The sequence below is a fragment of the Gilvimarinus agarilyticus genome (assembly GCF_000832015.1).
Taxonomy (GTDB): Bacteria; Pseudomonadota; Gammaproteobacteria; order Pseudomonadales; family Cellvibrionaceae; genus Gilvimarinus; species Gilvimarinus agarilyticus.
Genome location: NZ_JXCJ01000001.1, coordinates 1909980 through 1926516 on the forward strand (window position 1 = coordinate 1909980; position 16537 = coordinate 1926516).

15 protein-coding genes are annotated in these 16537 nt (G+C 55.4%); 3 read left to right on the forward strand and 12 right to left on the reverse strand.

The genetic code is table 11. The features are described 5' to 3' along the window. Positions 1-35: 35 nt before the first annotated feature. The 5 genes from SD69_RS08110 to pdsR form a co-directional block, all read right to left on the reverse strand. The gene (locus SD69_RS08110) at positions 36-1427 is read right to left on the reverse strand and encodes an MFS transporter (protein WP_041522811.1); all 1392 of its coding nucleotides are present in this window, start codon (positions 1425-1427) and stop codon (positions 36-38) included. Positions 1428-1600: 173 nt separating this feature from the next. Then, positions 1601-1888: a DUF413 domain-containing protein gene (maoP, locus tag SD69_RS08115; RefSeq protein WP_052480990.1), complete on the reverse strand. Its 288-nt coding sequence runs from the start codon at positions 1886-1888 to the stop codon at positions 1601-1603. 183 nt (positions 1889-2071) lie between these two features. Next, on the reverse strand, positions 2072-2338 hold the full coding sequence (gene rpsT / locus SD69_RS08120; RefSeq protein ID WP_041522812.1) for a 30S ribosomal protein S20: 267 nt from the start codon (positions 2336-2338) through the stop codon (positions 2072-2074). 99 nt (positions 2339-2437) lie between these two features. Next, positions 2438-4642 carry an ATP-binding protein gene (locus SD69_RS08125; protein WP_041522813.1) on the reverse strand — a complete coding sequence of 735 codons (2205 nt, stop codon included), beginning with the start codon at positions 4640-4642 and terminating at the stop codon, positions 2438-2440. Further along, positions 4639-5334: a proteobacterial dedicated sortase system response regulator gene (pdsR, locus tag SD69_RS08130; protein WP_041522814.1), complete on the reverse strand. Its 696-nt coding sequence runs from the start codon at positions 5332-5334 to the stop codon at positions 4639-4641. Before pdsR ends, SD69_RS08125 begins: the two co-directional genes overlap by 4 nt. A 107-nt stretch (positions 5335-5441) precedes the next feature. Here pdsR and SD69_RS08135 point away from each other — a divergent pair, with 107 nt between their 5' ends. Genes SD69_RS08135 through SD69_RS08145 form a run of 3 tightly spaced genes read left to right on the forward strand, consistent with a single transcriptional unit; the run spans position 5442 to position 9495 of the window. Continuing rightward, positions 5442-7196, forward strand: a complete 1755-nt coding sequence (locus tag SD69_RS08135) for a DUF3592 domain-containing protein (RefSeq protein WP_084591518.1) — start codon at positions 5442-5444, stop codon at positions 7194-7196. Further along, a complete protein-coding gene (locus tag SD69_RS08140; RefSeq protein WP_052480991.1) occupies positions 7193-8641 on the forward strand; it encodes a C13 family peptidase in 1449 nt (482 codons plus the stop codon). The genes SD69_RS08135 and SD69_RS08140 overlap by 4 nt, the downstream gene beginning before the upstream one ends. Positions 8642-8655: 14 nt before the next feature. Continuing rightward, positions 8656-9495, forward strand: a complete 840-nt coding sequence (locus SD69_RS08145) for a hypothetical protein (protein ID WP_041522816.1) — start codon at positions 8656-8658, stop codon at positions 9493-9495. Positions 9496-9659: 164 nt separating this feature from the next. On the opposite strand, the gene SD69_RS08150 is transcribed toward SD69_RS08145, so the two are convergent. From SD69_RS08150 to SD69_RS08180, 7 genes are all read right to left on the reverse strand, one after another. Continuing rightward, the gene (locus SD69_RS08150; RefSeq protein ID WP_041522817.1) at positions 9660-10319 is read right to left on the reverse strand and encodes an NADPH-dependent FMN reductase; all 660 of its coding nucleotides are present in this window, start codon (positions 10317-10319) and stop codon (positions 9660-9662) included. Positions 10320-10482: 163 nt separating this feature from the next. Then, positions 10483-10842 (reverse strand): Na+/H+ antiporter subunit G, encoded by a 360-nt coding sequence (locus SD69_RS08155; RefSeq protein WP_041522818.1) that lies wholly within the window; start codon positions 10840-10842, stop codon positions 10483-10485. A 21-nt stretch (positions 10843-10863) separates the two neighbouring features. After that, positions 10864-11133 carry a K+/H+ antiporter subunit F gene (locus tag SD69_RS08160; protein WP_041522819.1) on the reverse strand — a complete coding sequence of 90 codons (270 nt, stop codon included), beginning with the start codon at positions 11131-11133 and terminating at the stop codon, positions 10864-10866. After that, positions 11118-11633: a Na+/H+ antiporter subunit E gene (locus tag SD69_RS08165; RefSeq protein ID WP_041522820.1), complete on the reverse strand. Its 516-nt coding sequence runs from the start codon at positions 11631-11633 to the stop codon at positions 11118-11120. The genes SD69_RS08160 and SD69_RS08165 overlap by 16 nt, the downstream gene beginning before the upstream one ends. Next, on the reverse strand, positions 11626-13161 hold the full coding sequence (locus SD69_RS08170; RefSeq protein ID WP_041522821.1) for a monovalent cation/H+ antiporter subunit D: 1536 nt from the start codon (positions 13159-13161) through the stop codon (positions 11626-11628). The genes SD69_RS08165 and SD69_RS08170 overlap by 8 nt, the downstream gene beginning before the upstream one ends. Further along, on the reverse strand, positions 13158-13499 hold the full coding sequence (locus SD69_RS08175) for a Na+/H+ antiporter subunit C (RefSeq protein ID WP_041522822.1): 342 nt from the start codon (positions 13497-13499) through the stop codon (positions 13158-13160). Before SD69_RS08175 ends, SD69_RS08170 begins: the two co-directional genes overlap by 4 nt. Then, complete coding sequence (locus SD69_RS08180; RefSeq protein ID WP_041522823.1) at positions 13499-16336, reverse strand: monovalent cation/H+ antiporter subunit A; 2838 nt, start codon at positions 16334-16336, stop codon at positions 13499-13501. Before SD69_RS08180 ends, SD69_RS08175 begins: the two co-directional genes overlap by 1 nt. Positions 16337-16537 lie beyond the last annotated feature (201 nt).

Genomic DNA, 16537 nt, shown 5'->3' on the forward strand with positions numbered 1-16537 from the left:
CCGAAGGCACCCAAAGCGCATCCCTCACACTACTATTAGGGCGTAGTGGGGGCCTTGCGGTCAGCTAGGTCTTGCTGAATTTGTGCCATGGTGGCTTCATCTAAAGAATAAAAACTGACTACGCCGGCGGCAATTAACGCGACAACCCCAGGCACTATGGTAAGCAATACAACAATGCCCATTTGCGAGGCATCATTCTGCGCCTGATTGGCAACGTAGCCGAGAGCGCCCAGAGTCCAGCCAATAACGGCAGAGGCGATCGCACCACCTAGTTTTTGCGAGAATGTGGCGGCCGCAAATGTCATGGCGGTGGCGCGTCGGCCGGTTTTCCACTCGGTGTAGTCAGCCGTGTCGGCGTACATCGAAAAGGCCAGAGGTGATTTGGGCCCCAGAGCAAAGCATATGATGGTGTTCACGGCAAACATTAGCCAGATCATGTCTTTGGGGATAAAGAAAAATAAAATCGACAAAATACCAACGATACTCATCAGCAGTACCATCAATTGTTTTTTGCCCAAATACATGGTCATAAGCGGTGTGCAGGCTGCGCCTATAGCCAGGGCCGCCGACTGTAACCCTAAGTAGGGGCCGATTAACTCGGGGCGCTCGACGAAGTAGGTAAAGTAATAAGCCCCGGTGGCGCCGCGTAAATAAATGGTGATCATAATAATCAGCGCCAGGCTAAACAGAATAAGCCAGGGCTTGTTGTCGACGAGATCTTTGATGTCGCTGGTAAAGTGGGTCTGTTGGCCGGCTGGTGGTGTGATTCGCTCGCGCGTGGTGGCAAACACCACGACGAATAAAACCGCTGCAATGACACCGTAGAGGCCCATGGTTAATTGCCAGCCGAGCGCTTCGTTGTCGCCGCCCAGCCACTTCACCATATCGGGCGTCAGCCAATTTACAATCATGGTGCCGACAAACGCACCGATAAACCGAAAGCTAATCAGCGTTGTGCGCTGTTGAGAATCGCCTGTCATCACCCCCGATAGGGCCGAGTAAGGAATACTTAAAATGGTGTAACACAGCATCATCAAGGTGTACGTGGCGTAGGCCCAGATGAGTTTGCCACCCTCGCTAATATCCGGGATGGTAAAGGTTAAGATGGCGGCGCCGGCCATGGGGATGGCACCAAACAACAAAAAGGGGCGAAACTTGCCCCAGCGCGAGCGGGTGCGATCGGCAATGGCGGCCATGGCCGGGTCGGTAAAGGCATCCACGATGCGGGTTAATAACATCATGGTGCCCACCGCTGCGGCGGAGATACCAAAGACGTCGGTGTAAAAAATCATCAGGTAGGATGACCAGGTGGCCCAAAAGAAGTTAAACCCCAGGTCGCCGGCACCAAAGCCGGCTTTCTCCCAAAAGCTGAGCTTGGCGGTGGATTGTTTGGCATGTGGGGTGTGTTCGGCGGCGGTAGTGCTCACAACGGGCCTCAATTTTTATCGTATGGTAGCGCTATCATATTGTGCTTTAGTAAAAAAATCTAGCGTTGTGAGCGCAATGCAACGTCAGTGGGCGTGGTGCAAGTGGTATATGGGGCTAGGGGGAGGGCAACGCGACCACCTGGCAGCTTTAGCCGTGATGGTCGCGCTAACGCTTAAGCGCTGCGCTTGAAGCGACGCTTGGGCTTTTGTTCGGCCAGCAGTGCCTCGTACTTGAGCCAGGCTTGCTCTACCGGGTTGGTGGGTGCGCTTTTTTGCGTAATGATTCGCACAGTACGCATATCGGCCAGCGTGGGGTTGAGTACTTCGTCATTAAGCAGCGCGGTAATCAGTGCGCCGTGCTTTTTGAGCAGGCGAGCCTGGGCGCTGGTGAGTGCCTCTGGTTTTTTCAGGTTGTTGTGGCCCTGAAAAGCTTGTTTAAGGTAGTGCTCTCTCGGCAGCATGGCGATTAATCCCTCTGTTGGTTGCCTGAACAGAGTTATACGTCAGCTTTTTGATACTTATATGCCAGTTTTTTGAAGGATTTGTGACACTAAAGCGGGGTGGGCTTGTGAGTAGGGGGTTAACTGAGTGGGCACAAAAAAGCCGGCATATAGCCGGCTTTTTTTGCTTGATCGGCTAATAAATTAGGCGGCCAAGGCTTTGATTTTGCTGTTCAGGCGGCTCTTATGACGAGCGGCTTTATTCTTGTGAATAATGCCCTTATCAGCAATGCGATCAAGAACTGGCACAGCAGCGGCGAAAGCTGCTTTTGCTTGTTCTGCGTCACCTGCTTCGATGGCTGCGTCTACTTTCTTCAAGTAGGTACGCGCCATGGAGCGCAGGCTGGCGTTGTGCTTGCGAGCTTTTTCGTTCTGGCGTGCACGTTTTTTGGCTTGAGGTGAATTTGCCACCGTGTTGCTCCTATTAATTACTGTGTAACTGAAAATACTACGAATCTGAAAGACGCGGCATTTTACCTATTTTCGGCCGCATGTCAATAGCCAAATACGCTAGCGGTATGTCTCTGGCCGCTTGGCCGACATTCCCGGGCTACGCGCGGGAAACTCGATCATAAAGCATACCCCATCGGCGGTATTGTGGGCCCGGGCCCGACCGTGATGGGCGTGTGCAATCAGCTCGACAATATAAAGGCCCAGGCCCAAGTGTACCCGGCTGGGCTGACCACTGGGGTTGACGCCGCTTGGGCCGCTGCGCAAAGACGTGAGTGAATTAAACAGCCGTCCCTCCAGCTCGGGGGGTAAGCCCGGCCCCTGATTACATACGCTAAGGCGATAGCTAAGGCCAAGCTCGTCATCCTGACACACTTGCAGCTGTAATTCGATGGTCGTGTCAGCCGGGCTAAAGTCCGTAGCGTTGTCGACCAGTTTGTCCAGCAGCTGCACCAGCAACTCGGGGGTAGCAAGGCTCTGATAGGCGCCTGTGCTGGCAGGCGAAATGGTTGCCGTAAAACGGTGGTTTGGGTAGGCGCTGTGGTAGGCGGCGGCCATGTCGTTAACCAGTTCGGCCAAGTCGATGACCTCAGGCTCGCTGGCTTTAATGCTCGCCTCAACCCGGTCGGCCTCGCTCATGGCGGTAATGATCGCGCTCAATCGTTCACTGCCGAGCCGGGCCCGCTCGAGGTACACCATTAGCGGCTCGTCGCTCGCTCGCGGCGTGTCGACGTTGGCAGCCATGTTGTCCAGCGACGAGCGCACAATGGCCAGAGGCGTACGCAACTCGTGAGATAACTTGCCGGTTAAACTTTTTAAATAATCGGTATGGCCGTGAACCTGGGTGAGCAACGTGCGGTATTGGCCCGACAAATCGGCCAGCTCGTCGTTTAGGCGGTAGTGTGGCCACTGTTTAAGTGCTTGTGGTAGCGGCAGTGATTGAGCCTCGTTGGCGGCGCGCGATAGCCGGCGAATACGCGCCGAAAGCCAACTGGCGTACCCCACTAATACGATGATCAGCAGTGCGCCACTGATGGCGCTGATCCACGTTAGGCGCGCGAGAGCGCTAGAGCCTAACCCTTGCCAAGGCTGCAGACGTTGCTCGATTACCACGGCACCGGCCAGCTGAGACTCTACCGCGCCGGCACTGGGCCAATCTAAGTACAAAGGCGCCGCCACGCTGGCGATATCGTCATTGCCGTTGCGGTACCAGTGGTAATCGACAGTACCATTTAGCGCAGCCGCCGCAGGCCCCTGCTGTAAACGCCCGCTGTGGCTCGGCTGCCAGGGGGGCAGGGCGTCGCGATTACCGGCAAAGTCTAATAGCCACTGCAGCAGCGGTTGGCGGCTTGGGGTTACGGCGTCCAGTTGGCCGGCTTGCGCAACCTGCCACCCTTGCCGGTCGGTAACCCACAGGCGCATGCCGGGGCGGGCAAACACGCTAAGGGCGTCGCCCAAAAGGGGTTGCTGCTGGATTAAACGGCCCTCGGTGCCCGGTAATACGCCCACATCCGGGCCGCCTGCCACCTCGGCCCAAGGGCTGGCGGTTCCTGCGGCACGCCGCTTGGCGCCTGACTGCTGAGATATAGCCGATACGGCAAAGCCCTCGCTTGCCATGGTCAGTGGCATACGCAACTCTACCTGGTAACCCTCGCCAGTTTCGCGCCAAAAGCCGCGAATGCGGTAATCCGTTTGCCGTTGTCCAACCGAGTCGCGGTACACCGCCTCGATACGTCCGGGCGCCTGCGCCCGAATGGCGTAGTAGCGGCTTCCCCGTAATTTTTGTTGATTGGCGATAATTAAATGATCGCCACTGGCGAGGTGAGTGCTGCCGCTGTGGTGAAAGCGGCGCTCGTGGTCGGTGACCTCGGCCAATATAAATAAGCTGTCACCGTAAACACCTGTGGATAGCTTAAATGTAAGGCTATCGTCAGTTGCTGTATTTACGTCACTGGTAAACAGCCGGGGTGTTAACGCGAGCACCTGCCAGTCTTGTCCGTCACCATCCACCATCGGTGGTGACGTCAGTGTGTGGGCGTAGATTTCCAGGTCGGCGTCAAGGCTTGCGCGATTGCTAAGCTGGGCGTTATCCAGCAGTGCGGTGTCGGCCCCTAAGCGGGCGGCGACAGCCTCGGCGGTGGCGCTAAGGGCGCGAATCTGTCCCTCGCGCAGTAAGCGGTCAAACACTTGCAGATACTGTCCTAGCGCCCAGGGCAGCACTAACGCGATTAAGCTAATTAAAGCCAGTTGGCGACGAAGCTTCACGGCGCCTCGCGCCAGCGATAGCCCATGCCGTAGGCGGTCTGTATCCGGTCAAACGAATCATCGCATTGGCTAAACTTACGCCGAATGCGCTTAATGTGCGAGGTGATGGTGTTGTCATCCAGCACCACGTTGGCGGCATCCATTAACTGCTGGCGGTTTTTAACATGTCCCGGGTGCAGCGCCAGTGAGTGTAAAATCCAAAACTCGGTGACGGTTAAATCGATGGGCTGCTCGCGCCAGTGCACACTCATGCGCGAGGTGTTAATACGCAGCTCACCGCGGGTTAGGGTGTCGTCGGCGCGGGCCGGCTGACGCAGAGCATCGATACGCCGAAACAGCGCATTGATGCGTGCCAGCATATGCGCCTGACCGATGTCTTTGGTGAGGTAGTCATCGGCGCCAAGGCGTAGCCCCGAGATCACATCAAACTCATCGCTGCGGGCGGTTAAAAAAACGATGGGCAGTTCGGGCGCGCGACTGCGCAGCTCGCGGCACAACTCAAAGCCGCCTTCTACGTCGTCTCCCAGGCCCACATCAATGATGGCTAAATCCGGTAGGGCTTGGTTAAAGGCCGCCACGGCACTGGGGCGATTTAAGTAGTGGTTAACGCGATAGCCAAGTCGCGTTAAGGCATCGCGGTAGTTATCGGCGATGGCCTGTTCGTCTTCTACAATGGCGATGGTGCGGGCCATGGGGGTCTCGCAGAGTTAAGGCCCGCCGATGCGGCAGGCAGCAGATAAACTATCGTGGCGAAAGATGGTATCTTAAAAACCTAAGATAATACAAAAAAGGACCTGGCATGACTCAGGGGGAAACGTACGTACAGGCCAATATCAAGGCATCTGGAAGCGTCTGGAAACGTATAAAAAAACGTTGGCTGGGGATGCTGTTTGGCCTGCCGTTTGCCGCCGTAGGGATAGGTATGGCGTTGTTTGGGGTGTTGCCTCAGTTTATCGATTGGCAACAAATGAAGCAGTGGCAAGCGGTGCCGGCGCAGCTGAGCCGGGCAGAACTAAAAGTCAGCCACGGCGACGACTCGACTACTTACAAGGCCACGGCCAGTTACCGTTACGAGTATCAGGGGTTAAGCTACAGTGGCGAGCGAGTATCTATTGATGATTCATTCGATAATATAGGCGATTTTAATTACGCCCTTGGCCGCAGGCTGGAGCGCGCCGCCGCCAGTAACAGCCCGGTAACGGCTTATGTGAACCCGGCCGAACCTTCAAGCGCTGTGTTAAATCGCGACCTGCGGCCAGAGAAGATCGGTTTTAAGATGATTTTTGTGGTGCTATTTGGTGGGGTGGGCATTGGTATTATTGCGTATTTATTATTGGCCCCTGTGGATGAGATAGAAGGCGCCGTAGCTGGCGATAAGCCCTGGCTAACTCGCCGCCGCTGGGCCAGTGCCACCATCAAAAGCAGCGGCAAAACCATCATGATTTTTGCCTGGTGTTTTGCCGCTTTCTGGAATGCGATTGCCATCCCCACCGGCATTAATTGCATCGTCGAATTTTTAGATGGCAATACAGTGGCGCTGGTTGGCCTGCTATTCCCGCTGGTGGGGGCAGGCATGGTATTTTGGGCGGTAAAGGAGACGGCCAAGTGGCGCCGCTTTGGGCCGGCGCCGTTGCAGCTCGACCCATACCCTGGCGCTATTGGCGGGCAGTTTGGCGGCACCATTGATGTAAATTTACCTTACGATCCGGCTCACGCTTTTAAGGTCACCCTGCAGTGCCTTGAGAGTTATTACACGGGCTCGGGAAAAGATCGCAAGCGCCGCGAAAACTGCGTTTGGCAGCGCGAGGGGTATGCCCATACCCAGCGCAGCAGTCACGGAACACTGTTGGAGCTTTTATTTGATGTGGCGGCCGGGCTCCCCGAGTCGGAGCCGGAAGCTAATCGCTATCACCTGTGGCGCTTAAACGTTGAGGCTGAGCTACCCGGGGTAGACTTCGATCGCAGTTACGAGGTGCCGGTGTTTGCGACCGGTGCAAGCGCTGCCGAGGTGCGTAACGCCAGTGAGCAGCACGAGCAAGCGTTGCAAGAGCGCGAGCGATTACTCGACAGCGCGCTGGATATTCAGCAAATACCTGGCGGCATTGCGATGCATTACCCAGCATTTAAAAGTGCCAGTGCTAAGGTGGTGGGTATTATATTTGGTGCGGTTAGTTTTACCGCTGGTTACTTTATCGATGCGGCTTTTATGGGGCCACTGTTTATGGGCATCGGCGCGGTGGTGGTACTGCCTTGTTTGTACTTTTTGCTTACCAGCCTTGATGTGACGTTTAATCGCCAGCAATTGATTACGCAGCGCAAATTATTTGGCATCACTTTGACCAGTACTCGCGTGGCCCGCTCAGAGCTAACCCACCTAGGTATTGCCGAGAGCTACTCCAGCCAGAGCGGTAACAACCATGCGACTTACTACAAGGTGCAAGCTCACCGGCGCCACGGTAGGGCTGTGACCATAGGTTACAGTTTTAAAAGCGAGGCAGTAGCCAAGCAAGCGTTGGAATCAATCAGTTTATTAACCGGAGTGCCCGAAGCATGAATCTAAGTATTAGCTGGCCGTTATGGTTGTTGTGCGTTTTGCTCAGCGCCGGTTGCGTCTCGGCCGATACCATAGAGCAGCCGCTAACCTTGCCCGATGGCTCGCGCTACAGCGGTGAACTACGCGAAGGCTTGCTCAGCGGTGAAGGGCGACTTGAGTGGCCGAACGGCGATGCCTACGAGGGCGAGTTTGCTAACGGAATGATGCATGGTAAAGGCACATTAAGCATGGCAACGGGTGATATTTACCAGGGCGATTTTATCGCGGGCCGTTTTACCGGCGAGGGCAGCGATACCGGTAGCGACGGGACGGAGTATCAAGGTGAGTTTGTCGACTACGACTTTACCGGTGAAGGGCAGCTAACCACGGCCGATGGTGATATTTATATCGGTGATTTTACGGCGGGGGTACTCGACGGGCAGGGGACTTTTACCGGCACCGATGGCAGTTACTACGCCGGTGAATTCGTCGACGGAGCCTACGAAGGCTACGGTATCTGGCACAACGATCAATGGCGTTACACCGGCGAATTTGCCATGGGCTACTTCGACGGTTTTGGCGAACGAGTGGATGTGGCCAGCGGCGAGGTGATGGAGTCCGGCGAGTGGCAGTTTGGACAGTTTGTGGGTGAGCGCGAGCCGGTAAATAAAGCCGAGCGCCGGCGCCAGCAGTTGGCTATCGAGAATGCGCTGTTTAATCAGCCTGAACGACTGCGCGAAACGCTCAATACATTGGCGCCGTCCGAGCCCGGCCAGGTTGATTTGTTTGCTTTAATTGGCGCGGGCGACGGCACGCAAAAAGTGTTCTCACTTGAGTCGCAAACCATTGCCGGTTTCCTCCAGCATGAGCTTGTGGCCCCGGGGCACTTAATAACATTAAGCAACTTTCCGGGCACGATGGATTCTGAGCCGTTACTTACTTTAAGCAACTTACAGCAGGCGGTGCAAGCGCTGGCCGAGCGTATGCAGCCCGAGGATGTACTGCTGCTGTATTTAACCAGCCACGGCTCGGCCGAGCACGAATTTGCGCTCGATGCGCCGGGCCACCGATTTGTGGGTATCACCCCGCAGGACTTGGTTGATGCCTTAACGCCGCTGGCGGATAATCCCAAGGTGCTCATGGTATCGGCCTGCTACTCCGGCGGTTTTATCGAGGCGTTAAAGGCGCCACAGCACCTGGTAATGACCGCTGCCCGCGCCGATCGCACCAGCTTTGGCTGTGGCGATGCTGACACCATGACCTACTTTGGTCGCGCCTACTTTGAAAAAGCACTGCCCGATAGTGCCAGCTTTATCGAGGCGTTTAGCGCGGCGCAAAAGTATATTGAAACTTGGGAGGACGAGCAGGACGTTGAGCACTCCGAGCCGCAGATATTTGTTGGGGCTGAGGTGGAGGCGGCACTGAATACCTTGGGGAAGAGCCCTGCAACCGATCACGCCCATTAATGTTGGGAGCTACCATGAAAGCGCTGATACCACTAATTTGTGCGTATGCCACTTTATTCGTGCAAAGTAGCCATGCCGAACAAACGGGTTGGATTCTTATCGACGACTTTGAATCCCCGCATGCGTTGAGCCACTGGAGTAAGGCTGACACCGACAACGAGACACAGCCGTACGTACAAAGCCCTCAGGTCACCGAGCGGCGTATTGAATTGTTAGGTAAAGAAAAGAACGCTTACTTGCTCAAGAAGCCCGCGGCCGAGGGCGTTGTCGGTAATCGCAAAGCGCTTACCTTTACACGTTTACCTCGTGAGGTAAACGTGGGCGAAACATACACCTTCTATACCCGTATTCAGGTAGAGTCTTTCCCCAATAATCATGCTTTTGGTATCAGTAATCTGAGTGCCGAAGAAATTAAAAAGCATGACTACAACGCTTTTGAGCCCACTTTACGCGTGACCGATAAAACGGAGTCTTCTGGGCTCGTCAATACCGGGGCATTAATGGTGAAAGTGGGTGCCGGTTACGCCAATATTATCGATCCCGTTCGTGCCGAAGAGGCCAAACCCCTTGAGCCTGGCACTTGGTATGAAATCTGGTATGTGGTGAACAACGCCCCTCAGAATCTGGGTGGCCAGAGCTACGATGTATTTGTCAGAGGTGGCGAATTTCTTCAGCAGACGCAGGTTTACCGCCAGGCCGACTTTCGCATGAAGCGTGAAGCACCATTAACGCACTTTTTGATGAACTGTAATACCGGCCCCCGTGGCGCACCCTATGGTAACGGCGGGTTGATGTACGACGACTTGTACATGAGCGCCGGAGTGAATTTATTGACCCCCAAGCCCGCTCATTAATGCAAGCGAATAGGGGCGCTTCTGTTTTCGGTAATAGCGAGGCAACAGAAGGGCGTTTCAACAACATAGTGACACGCTCGAATTGCTGCCAGAATACTCGATCTGTAAGCCAGTATTAAGTTGGGGGGCGGTAGGGCCTGAGTTTTGACTGGGGCGCCTGTTCGCTAGGGCGCGTTCCGCTGCGAGGGTGCTGTTTTAAAATCTCCCACCAGCTTATGTGGGTCTGCTTTGGTTCGCTGAACCTGTGTGGCCTCGGCCCACCACACTAACTGACTTAGCGTTCGCGCAAAATAATGAAACCAAGCTTCTTTATCCTCGCCATCTTGCGGCGCCCCGTCGGGCGTAAATACCTCTTGCGCCTTGGGGACGTGCACCATCGCTGAAACCGGCAAGCAACCCAGCTCAGCCAAATAGGTGCGCATGCCGACTGCCGCGCGCATCCCGCCCCACTGGCCGGCGGAGTAGGTGGCAATAGCACTCGGCTTATACGAAAACAAAGAGCTGCCAAAGTGGTTTAATAGGTTAGCCAGCGCCGGGCTCATGGAGTGATTGTACTCAGGGCTGATCATAATAAACCCGTCGGCTGCCTCAATTTTGTGCGCCAGTTCATCCAGCCCCGACGGTGCTCTGCCCTTAGCGTAAGCAAAGTGCGGCTTGAATACCGGCTCTAGCGGATAATCCAGGGCGTCTACTAACTCCACCTCATGCTCACCATAGCGGTTAGCGAAGCATTCAAGTATTGCCGCCGCTACGCGAGCGCCCAAGCGAGCGGGCTTAGGAGGAGTACTGTCGCGGACTGTGCCCAGAAAAACCAAAAACTTCATGGTGAGCTCCTTTTTGGGGTTCGATAGCTCTGTCACGAGTTGAGGGTGACCGAACGGTTGTTTTGGTACGGCGAATCGCTCAGCCTCGCATTTGAGTTGATATCGGGAGCCGTTGCGATTTAATAGCTTCCGTCAGCGATCTCCGTTGGCCGCGTGTCTTCTGCTAATTGATGTCCACTGAATCTTTCTCGCCGTCTCTCCAGMTCACATTGCGTGTGCGCTCTTCACAGGCAAGCTGCATATGCAGTGCGGCTTTGCCCACAATATGAGCGCTTACCGGGGCGGTAATAAACAAGAACAAAGCAATTAACAGCTCGTGCAAGCTAAGCCCTTGACCTTGATTTGAGAAAAAGATGATCGAGCCGACGATCACGCCGCCAACACCCAAGGTGGTGGCTTTGGTGGGACCGTGCAGACGCATAAAAAAGTCCTGAAGCCGCGCCAGGCCAATGGAACCCACTAAGGCAAAGCAGGCGCCGGCGATCAGCAATACACTGATTAATACTTCTAAGGCAAAACTCATAATCGGTCCTTACTCTGCTTGTTATTCAATGATGTCGCCGCGCAGTAAATACTTTGACAGCGCCACGGTGCCGACAAAGCCCATAACCGCCACCAGTAACGCGGCCTCAAAGTACAGGCTGTTGCGCTCGTGCATACCAAACAACACCAGCACGGCGATCGAGTTAATGTACATGGTGTCTAGCGCTAAAATACGATCGGGCAGTGACGGGCCGATACACAGCCGCCAGAGGTTAAGTGCCAGCGCCAGCGCCACCATAAATAACGTGATTTGGATTACCGAGTTGAGCATTCGAATATCTCCTTTAGAGGCGCTTCATAGCGGCTTTTGATTCCGGCGATAGCCGCCTCTATATCGGTGACGTGCAGGCCGTGAACCAACAAATACCCCTCGTCCATTTGTAAATCGACGGTGACGGTTCCGGGTGTTAAGGAAATGGTGTTGGCCAGCAGGGTAATGGTGAAATCTTGTTTTAACTCCAACGGTACCTTCATAAAAGCCGGCTGCAGTTTTTGCCGCGGGCCTAAAATCAGTAACGCCACCTGCATGTTGGCAATAATAATGTCCCACAGCACTAGCCCGACAAACCGCGTGGCCAATAAAGGGGAGGAGAGTACCATCGATTGCGGCCAGAATGACTGGGTTAAGTAGGGGATACCCCACGCCAGTATTGCACCCAGAATCCATTGTCCTGGGCTGATGCTGTTGGTGATTAGTAACCACAGCATCAGCATAAACAGGCTGAGCAGTTTGTGCGGAAACAGCGTTTTTTTGTTGGCCACCTCAGTCATGGGCACCTCCGGTATGAGCGCCGCTTAGGGTTTCGTGGCTAAGCACCGCATCGATATACAGTGACGGGGTTAGGGTTTGCTGTGCCAGCGCCTCGGTAAAACGCACCACCGGGTCGCCGGCAACACTTAACACCAGAGCTAAGCTCAGCATACTAATCACCGCCAGTAGCGCGCCGCGATCGGCTTTGTCGGCTTTGGCGACGCGGTTTTCGGTGCGCCAGAATAAGGTGCTGCCACTGCGGCTCAGGGCGGTGATCATGACAAAGCTTGCCAGTAGTAGTATCGCCCACAACCAAAAGGTTTGTTGGTCGGTTTGCGCCGCACTCAATATCATTAGCTTACCGACAAAACCCGACAGCGGCGGCATGCCGATAATGGCGGCGGCGGCGATAAAAAAGAGCCCGCCAAGTTTAACCGCCTGACGTACCGCCGGGCCGGTAATAATCCGATCGGCGGTGGCGCCGCGCTGGCGCATGATTAGATCGGCGAGTAAAAACAAAGCGCCGCAAATCCAGGTGGAGTGCACCAAATAGTACAGGGTGGCGCTTAGCGCCTGGACATTGTTAAGGGCGATGCCCGCCAATAAGGTGCCCACCGAGACCACCACCAAATAGGCAATTTGCAAACGCAGCTCTCGTGCCGCGAGTGCCCCGGTGGCGCCCAGCGCTAATGTTATCAGCGCTAATGGCCAGAGAAACGGCTGTGCGATATTGGCAAGCTCGCCAGCCTCGCTGCCAAACACCAGCGAGTAGACACGGATGATGGCGTACAGACCGATCTTGGTCATGATACAAAACATCGCCGCGACCGGCGCTGAGGCCGAGGCGTATGCCCGTGGCAGCCAAAAGTACAGCGGCACCATGGCCGCCTTTAAGCCAAACACGACTAGCAACAACAGGGCGCCGGCCGTAAGTAGCGGCGTTTGCTCGGGAGTGGCGTTGGCTACTTTTACGGCCATGTCGGCCATATTTAGGGTGCCGGTAACCCCGTATAAAATGGCCGCCGCCAACAAAAACAGGCTGGAGCCCGCTAAGTTGAGCAGCACATAATGCAGCCCGGATTTGATCCGGGCTGCGCCACCGCCGTGCAGCAACAGGGTGTAAGAGGCGATCAGCAGCACTTCAAAAAACACAAACAGGTTAAACAAATCGCCGGTTAAAAACGCGCCGTTTACGCCCATTAATAAAAAGTGCACCACACTGTGCAGGCTGTCGGCGGGTGTATCGTTACCACGCACGGCATACCACAAACTAAAAAAGGCCAGCACCACGGTGGTAAACACCATTAAGGCACTGAGCCGGTCGACCACGAGCACAATGCCAAAGGGCGGCGCCCAGTTGCCCAGCGCGTACACGGTTATTTCGCCGCCGGCGGCGCCAATAATCAGGGCGGCGGCCACGGCCACCTGAGCAAGAATGCTCAAAAAGCTGATACTGCGCTGAATGACCAGCGGCCGGCCGGTGCCGAGCAACAATAAGATCCCGGTTAACAGCGGGATTAAAACAGGAGCGATAGCCAAGTGACTCACGATTTAACATCCTCCACGCTGTTGCGGCCGTCTACGTGATCGTTGCCAAGCTCGGCCCGGGCACGTAGTGCCAGCACCAGCACAAAGGCGGTCATGGCAAAACTGATAACGATGGCCGTTAGCACCAGCGCTTGAGGGAGCGGATCGGCGTACTGTTCGCCAACCCCGATAATCGTACTGCTACCGGGGTTGAGCCGGCCCGAGATAAAAATAAACAAATTAACGCCGTAGGTGAGCAGGGTTAATCCGAGAATAATGGGAAAGGTGCGCCCACGCAGCAGCAGGTAAACCCCGCAACTGGTGAGTACGGCAATGACGGTTGCCATTAAAATTTCCACTAGTCCTCTCCTTTGGTCAGTTCTGGGCTGCTATAGGGTTTGCTGGTAGCAGGGCGAGGTGAGTGGCTGCTTTGGGCCAATTTGCCCAAGTGGGCAAGAATGAGCATGGTCGCCCCCACCACGGTGATGTACACGCCAATATCAAATGCCATGGCTGAGGCTAGCTCGAAGTCGCCTACCACGGGCCAGTGAATGTGGCTAAAGGTGGAGGTTAAGAAGGGGTAGCCGAAGACCCAGCTGCCAATGCCGGTGAGGGTGGCGATCAACACACCCGAGACAGCGACACGACGATAGCGCCAGCGCAGCCGCTGCTGCATCCACGCGGTGCCAGAGGCAACGTACTGCAAAATGAGCGCGACACTGGTGACCAGCCCCGCGATAAAGCCGCCGCCGGGAGCGTTGTGGCCGCGCAGGAAGATAAACATGGATACCATCAGCGCCAGGGGTAAAAGAATCCGTGCCATAACCGCCAGAATCGGGGGGTGTGGTTCTTTGTCCCAGCGGCGGCCTTCGCCATCGGCTTGCGGTAGGGGTAGGTGCAGGCCATTGAGCATGGCGTAAATACCTACGGCCGCAATCGCAAGAACAGTGATTTCGCCAAGGGTGTCAAAACCGCGGAAGTCCACCAAAATTACGTTGACCACATTGGCTCCGCCACCACCGCTGACGCTATTGGCCAGATAGTAATCGGAGATGGATGAGAATGGCTGCGTGAGTATCGCCAGCGTGATCAGGCCCATACCAATACCGGCGGCACCGGCCAGCAGGATGTCGCGCGCGACGCGCTTATTGCCCGACTCGTTGGGCGTTAGCTGCGGCATAAAGTACAGCGCCAGCATCAGCAAGACGATGGTGACTACCTCGACCGACAGCTGCGTTAGCGCCAAATCCGGCGCCGAGTAGCGTACAAAAATCAGCGAGACAATCAGCCCTACAACGCTCAACAGTAACAGCGCGGCCAGGCGGTTGTGGTGCAGCAATACCGTGCCAAAGGCACCGATAATAAGGATTACCGCCCCGAGTAAACTGACGGGCTCAATATCGCTGATGGCGACGGGGCCAAGCAGTTGCGGCATAGTCCAAAGCGCGTAACCAATGGCGGCGACGGCCGTGGCAATTAATAGCGCCATGTAGCGCTGCAGCGAGTTATTTTGGATAAAGTCGGTAAAGCGCTGCGCCACCCGCACCGAAAACTGTACCCGGGACTCAAACACAATTTTTTCATCGTGGCGGAATTTGCGCTCGTAAAAGGCAAACAGGCCGGTGCGCTGGCTGTACATAATCAGCCCGCCGGCCATTGCCACCATACTCATAATCAGCGGCAGGTTAACCCCGTGCCAAATAGCGATGTGGTACTCAGGCATTTGCTCGCCCAGCACGGCCAGGCTAGCGGCCTCTAAAAACGGTGCTACTGTCAGGTTGGGCACAATACCCACCAGCAAGCACAAGCCCACTAATACTTCTACCGGTACTATCATGTAGCGCGGCGGCTCGTGAGGCGGAAACTTGGGCAGGTCGATGGGCTCGCCGTTAAAAAATACATCGTGAATAAAGCGCACCGAGTAGGCCACCGAGAACACCCCGGCGAGTGTCGCCAGCAGCGGGAAAATCCAGCTGAACATTCCCATAGACTCAAGGTGCAGCGCCTCGGAGAAGAACATCTCTTTACTTAAGAAACCGTTAAGCAGCGGCACCCCGGCCATGGCCAGTGCGGCTACCATTGCCAGCAGCGCGGTGTGCGGCATGTACTTCCACATGCCGTTAATTTTGCGCATATCGCGGGTGCCGGTTTCGTGGTCGATAATCCCGGCGGCCATAAACAGCGAGGCTTTAAAGGTAGCGTGGTTGATGATGTGGAAGATACCCGCCACCACGGCCAGCTGGGTGCCAAAGCCAAACAGCATGGTAATCAGCCCCAGATGGCTGATGGTGGAGTAGGCCAACAGGCCTTTTAAGTCGTGCTTAAACAGTGCGTTGTAAGCGCCGAACAGCATGGTGGCCATGCCGGTAAAGGTCACTAAATAAAACCACCACTCGGTGCCCGCCAGTGCCGGATACATGCGCGCCAGTAAAAACACCCCGGCTTTAACCATGGTGGCCGAGTGTAGATAGGCCGATACCGGCGTGGGCGCGCTCATGGCGTGGGGCAGCCAAAATTGGAAGGGGAATTGCGCCGATTTAGTAAAGGCGCCCAGCAGTACCAGAATCAGAATAACCGGATAACTCGAGTGGGCGCGAATTTCGTCGCCGGCGGCAAAAATTGCCCCCAGCTCAAAGCTGCCGACAATACGCTCGATAAGCAGCGCCCCGGCTATTAAACACAAACCGCCAGCACCGGTCACGGCCAGCGCCATGCGCGCGCCTTTGCGTGCGTCGGACTGATTAGACCAATAGCCAATTAACAAAAATGAAACGAGGCTGGTGATCTCCCAGAATACAATCAGCAGCATTAAGTTGTCTGACATAACGATGCCCAGCATCGCCATCATAAACAGCTGCAGCAGGGCGTAGAGTTTTGCCAGAGAGTCGCGCTGCGCCAGATAGTAGCGAGCGTATAGAATCACCAACAGGCCGATGCCGACAATCAAAAAGCCGAACATCAGGCTCAGGCCGTCGAGGCGTAAGTTAAGGTTTAGCCCCAGTGACGGAAGCCAGCTGGTTTGGCTGTAAAGCACTTCGCCGCCAAAGATGGTGGGCGCGCTGCTGACTAACAGCCCCAGCGCAATTAACGGGCCGATGGCGGCGGAGTAAGCACAGAGTGTGCGCCCCATACGCTCGGTCATAAAGGGCACAGCGGCGCCAATCATGGGCAGCAGGATAATAGCTAATAACATCATGGTGTGAGAACACCCCAGTTGCTCGGCGCGGTTATTCGCGGCGCCGGTATTAAATAATATTTAGGTGACAATACTGGGTAAGCAGACTGGTGGGTCGAGAGAATAAGGTTGGTAGCGTCTGCCCTGACGGCGGTGCGCATGCCCTTGTGCATCCGTGTAAGCGGACTGCCACAGATTAGCGCATATTTGTCGGTTATCCTG

Coding starts and splice junctions, on each gene's coding strand:
- maoP (WP_052480990.1), bottom strand. CDS start 1,888: ATGCTGCCGAGAGAGCACTACCTTAAACAAGCTTTTCAGGGCCACAAC.
- pdsR (WP_041522814.1), bottom strand. CDS start 5,334: ATGGCCCGCACCATCGCCATTGTAGAAGACGAACAGGCCATCGCCGAT.
- SD69_RS08135 (WP_084591518.1), top strand. CDS start 5,442: ATGACTCAGGGGGAAACGTACGTACAGGCCAATATCAAGGCATCTGGA.
- SD69_RS08140 (WP_052480991.1), top strand. CDS start 7,193: ATGAATCTAAGTATTAGCTGGCCGTTATGGTTGTTGTGCGTTTTGCTC.
- SD69_RS08145 (WP_041522816.1), top strand. CDS start 8,656: ATGAAAGCGCTGATACCACTAATTTGTGCGTATGCCACTTTATTCGTG.
- SD69_RS08150 (WP_041522817.1), bottom strand. CDS start 10,319: ATGAAGTTTTTGGTTTTTCTGGGCACAGTCCGCGACAGTACTCCTCCT.
- SD69_RS08160 (WP_041522819.1), bottom strand. CDS start 11,133: ATGCTCAACTCGGTAATCCAAATCACGTTATTTATGGTGGCGCTGGCG.
- SD69_RS08165 (WP_041522820.1), bottom strand. CDS start 11,633: ATGACTGAGGTGGCCAACAAAAAAACGCTGTTTCCGCACAAACTGCTC.
- SD69_RS08180 (WP_041522823.1), bottom strand. CDS start 16,336: ATGATGTTATTAGCTATTATCCTGCTGCCCATGATTGGCGCCGCTGTG.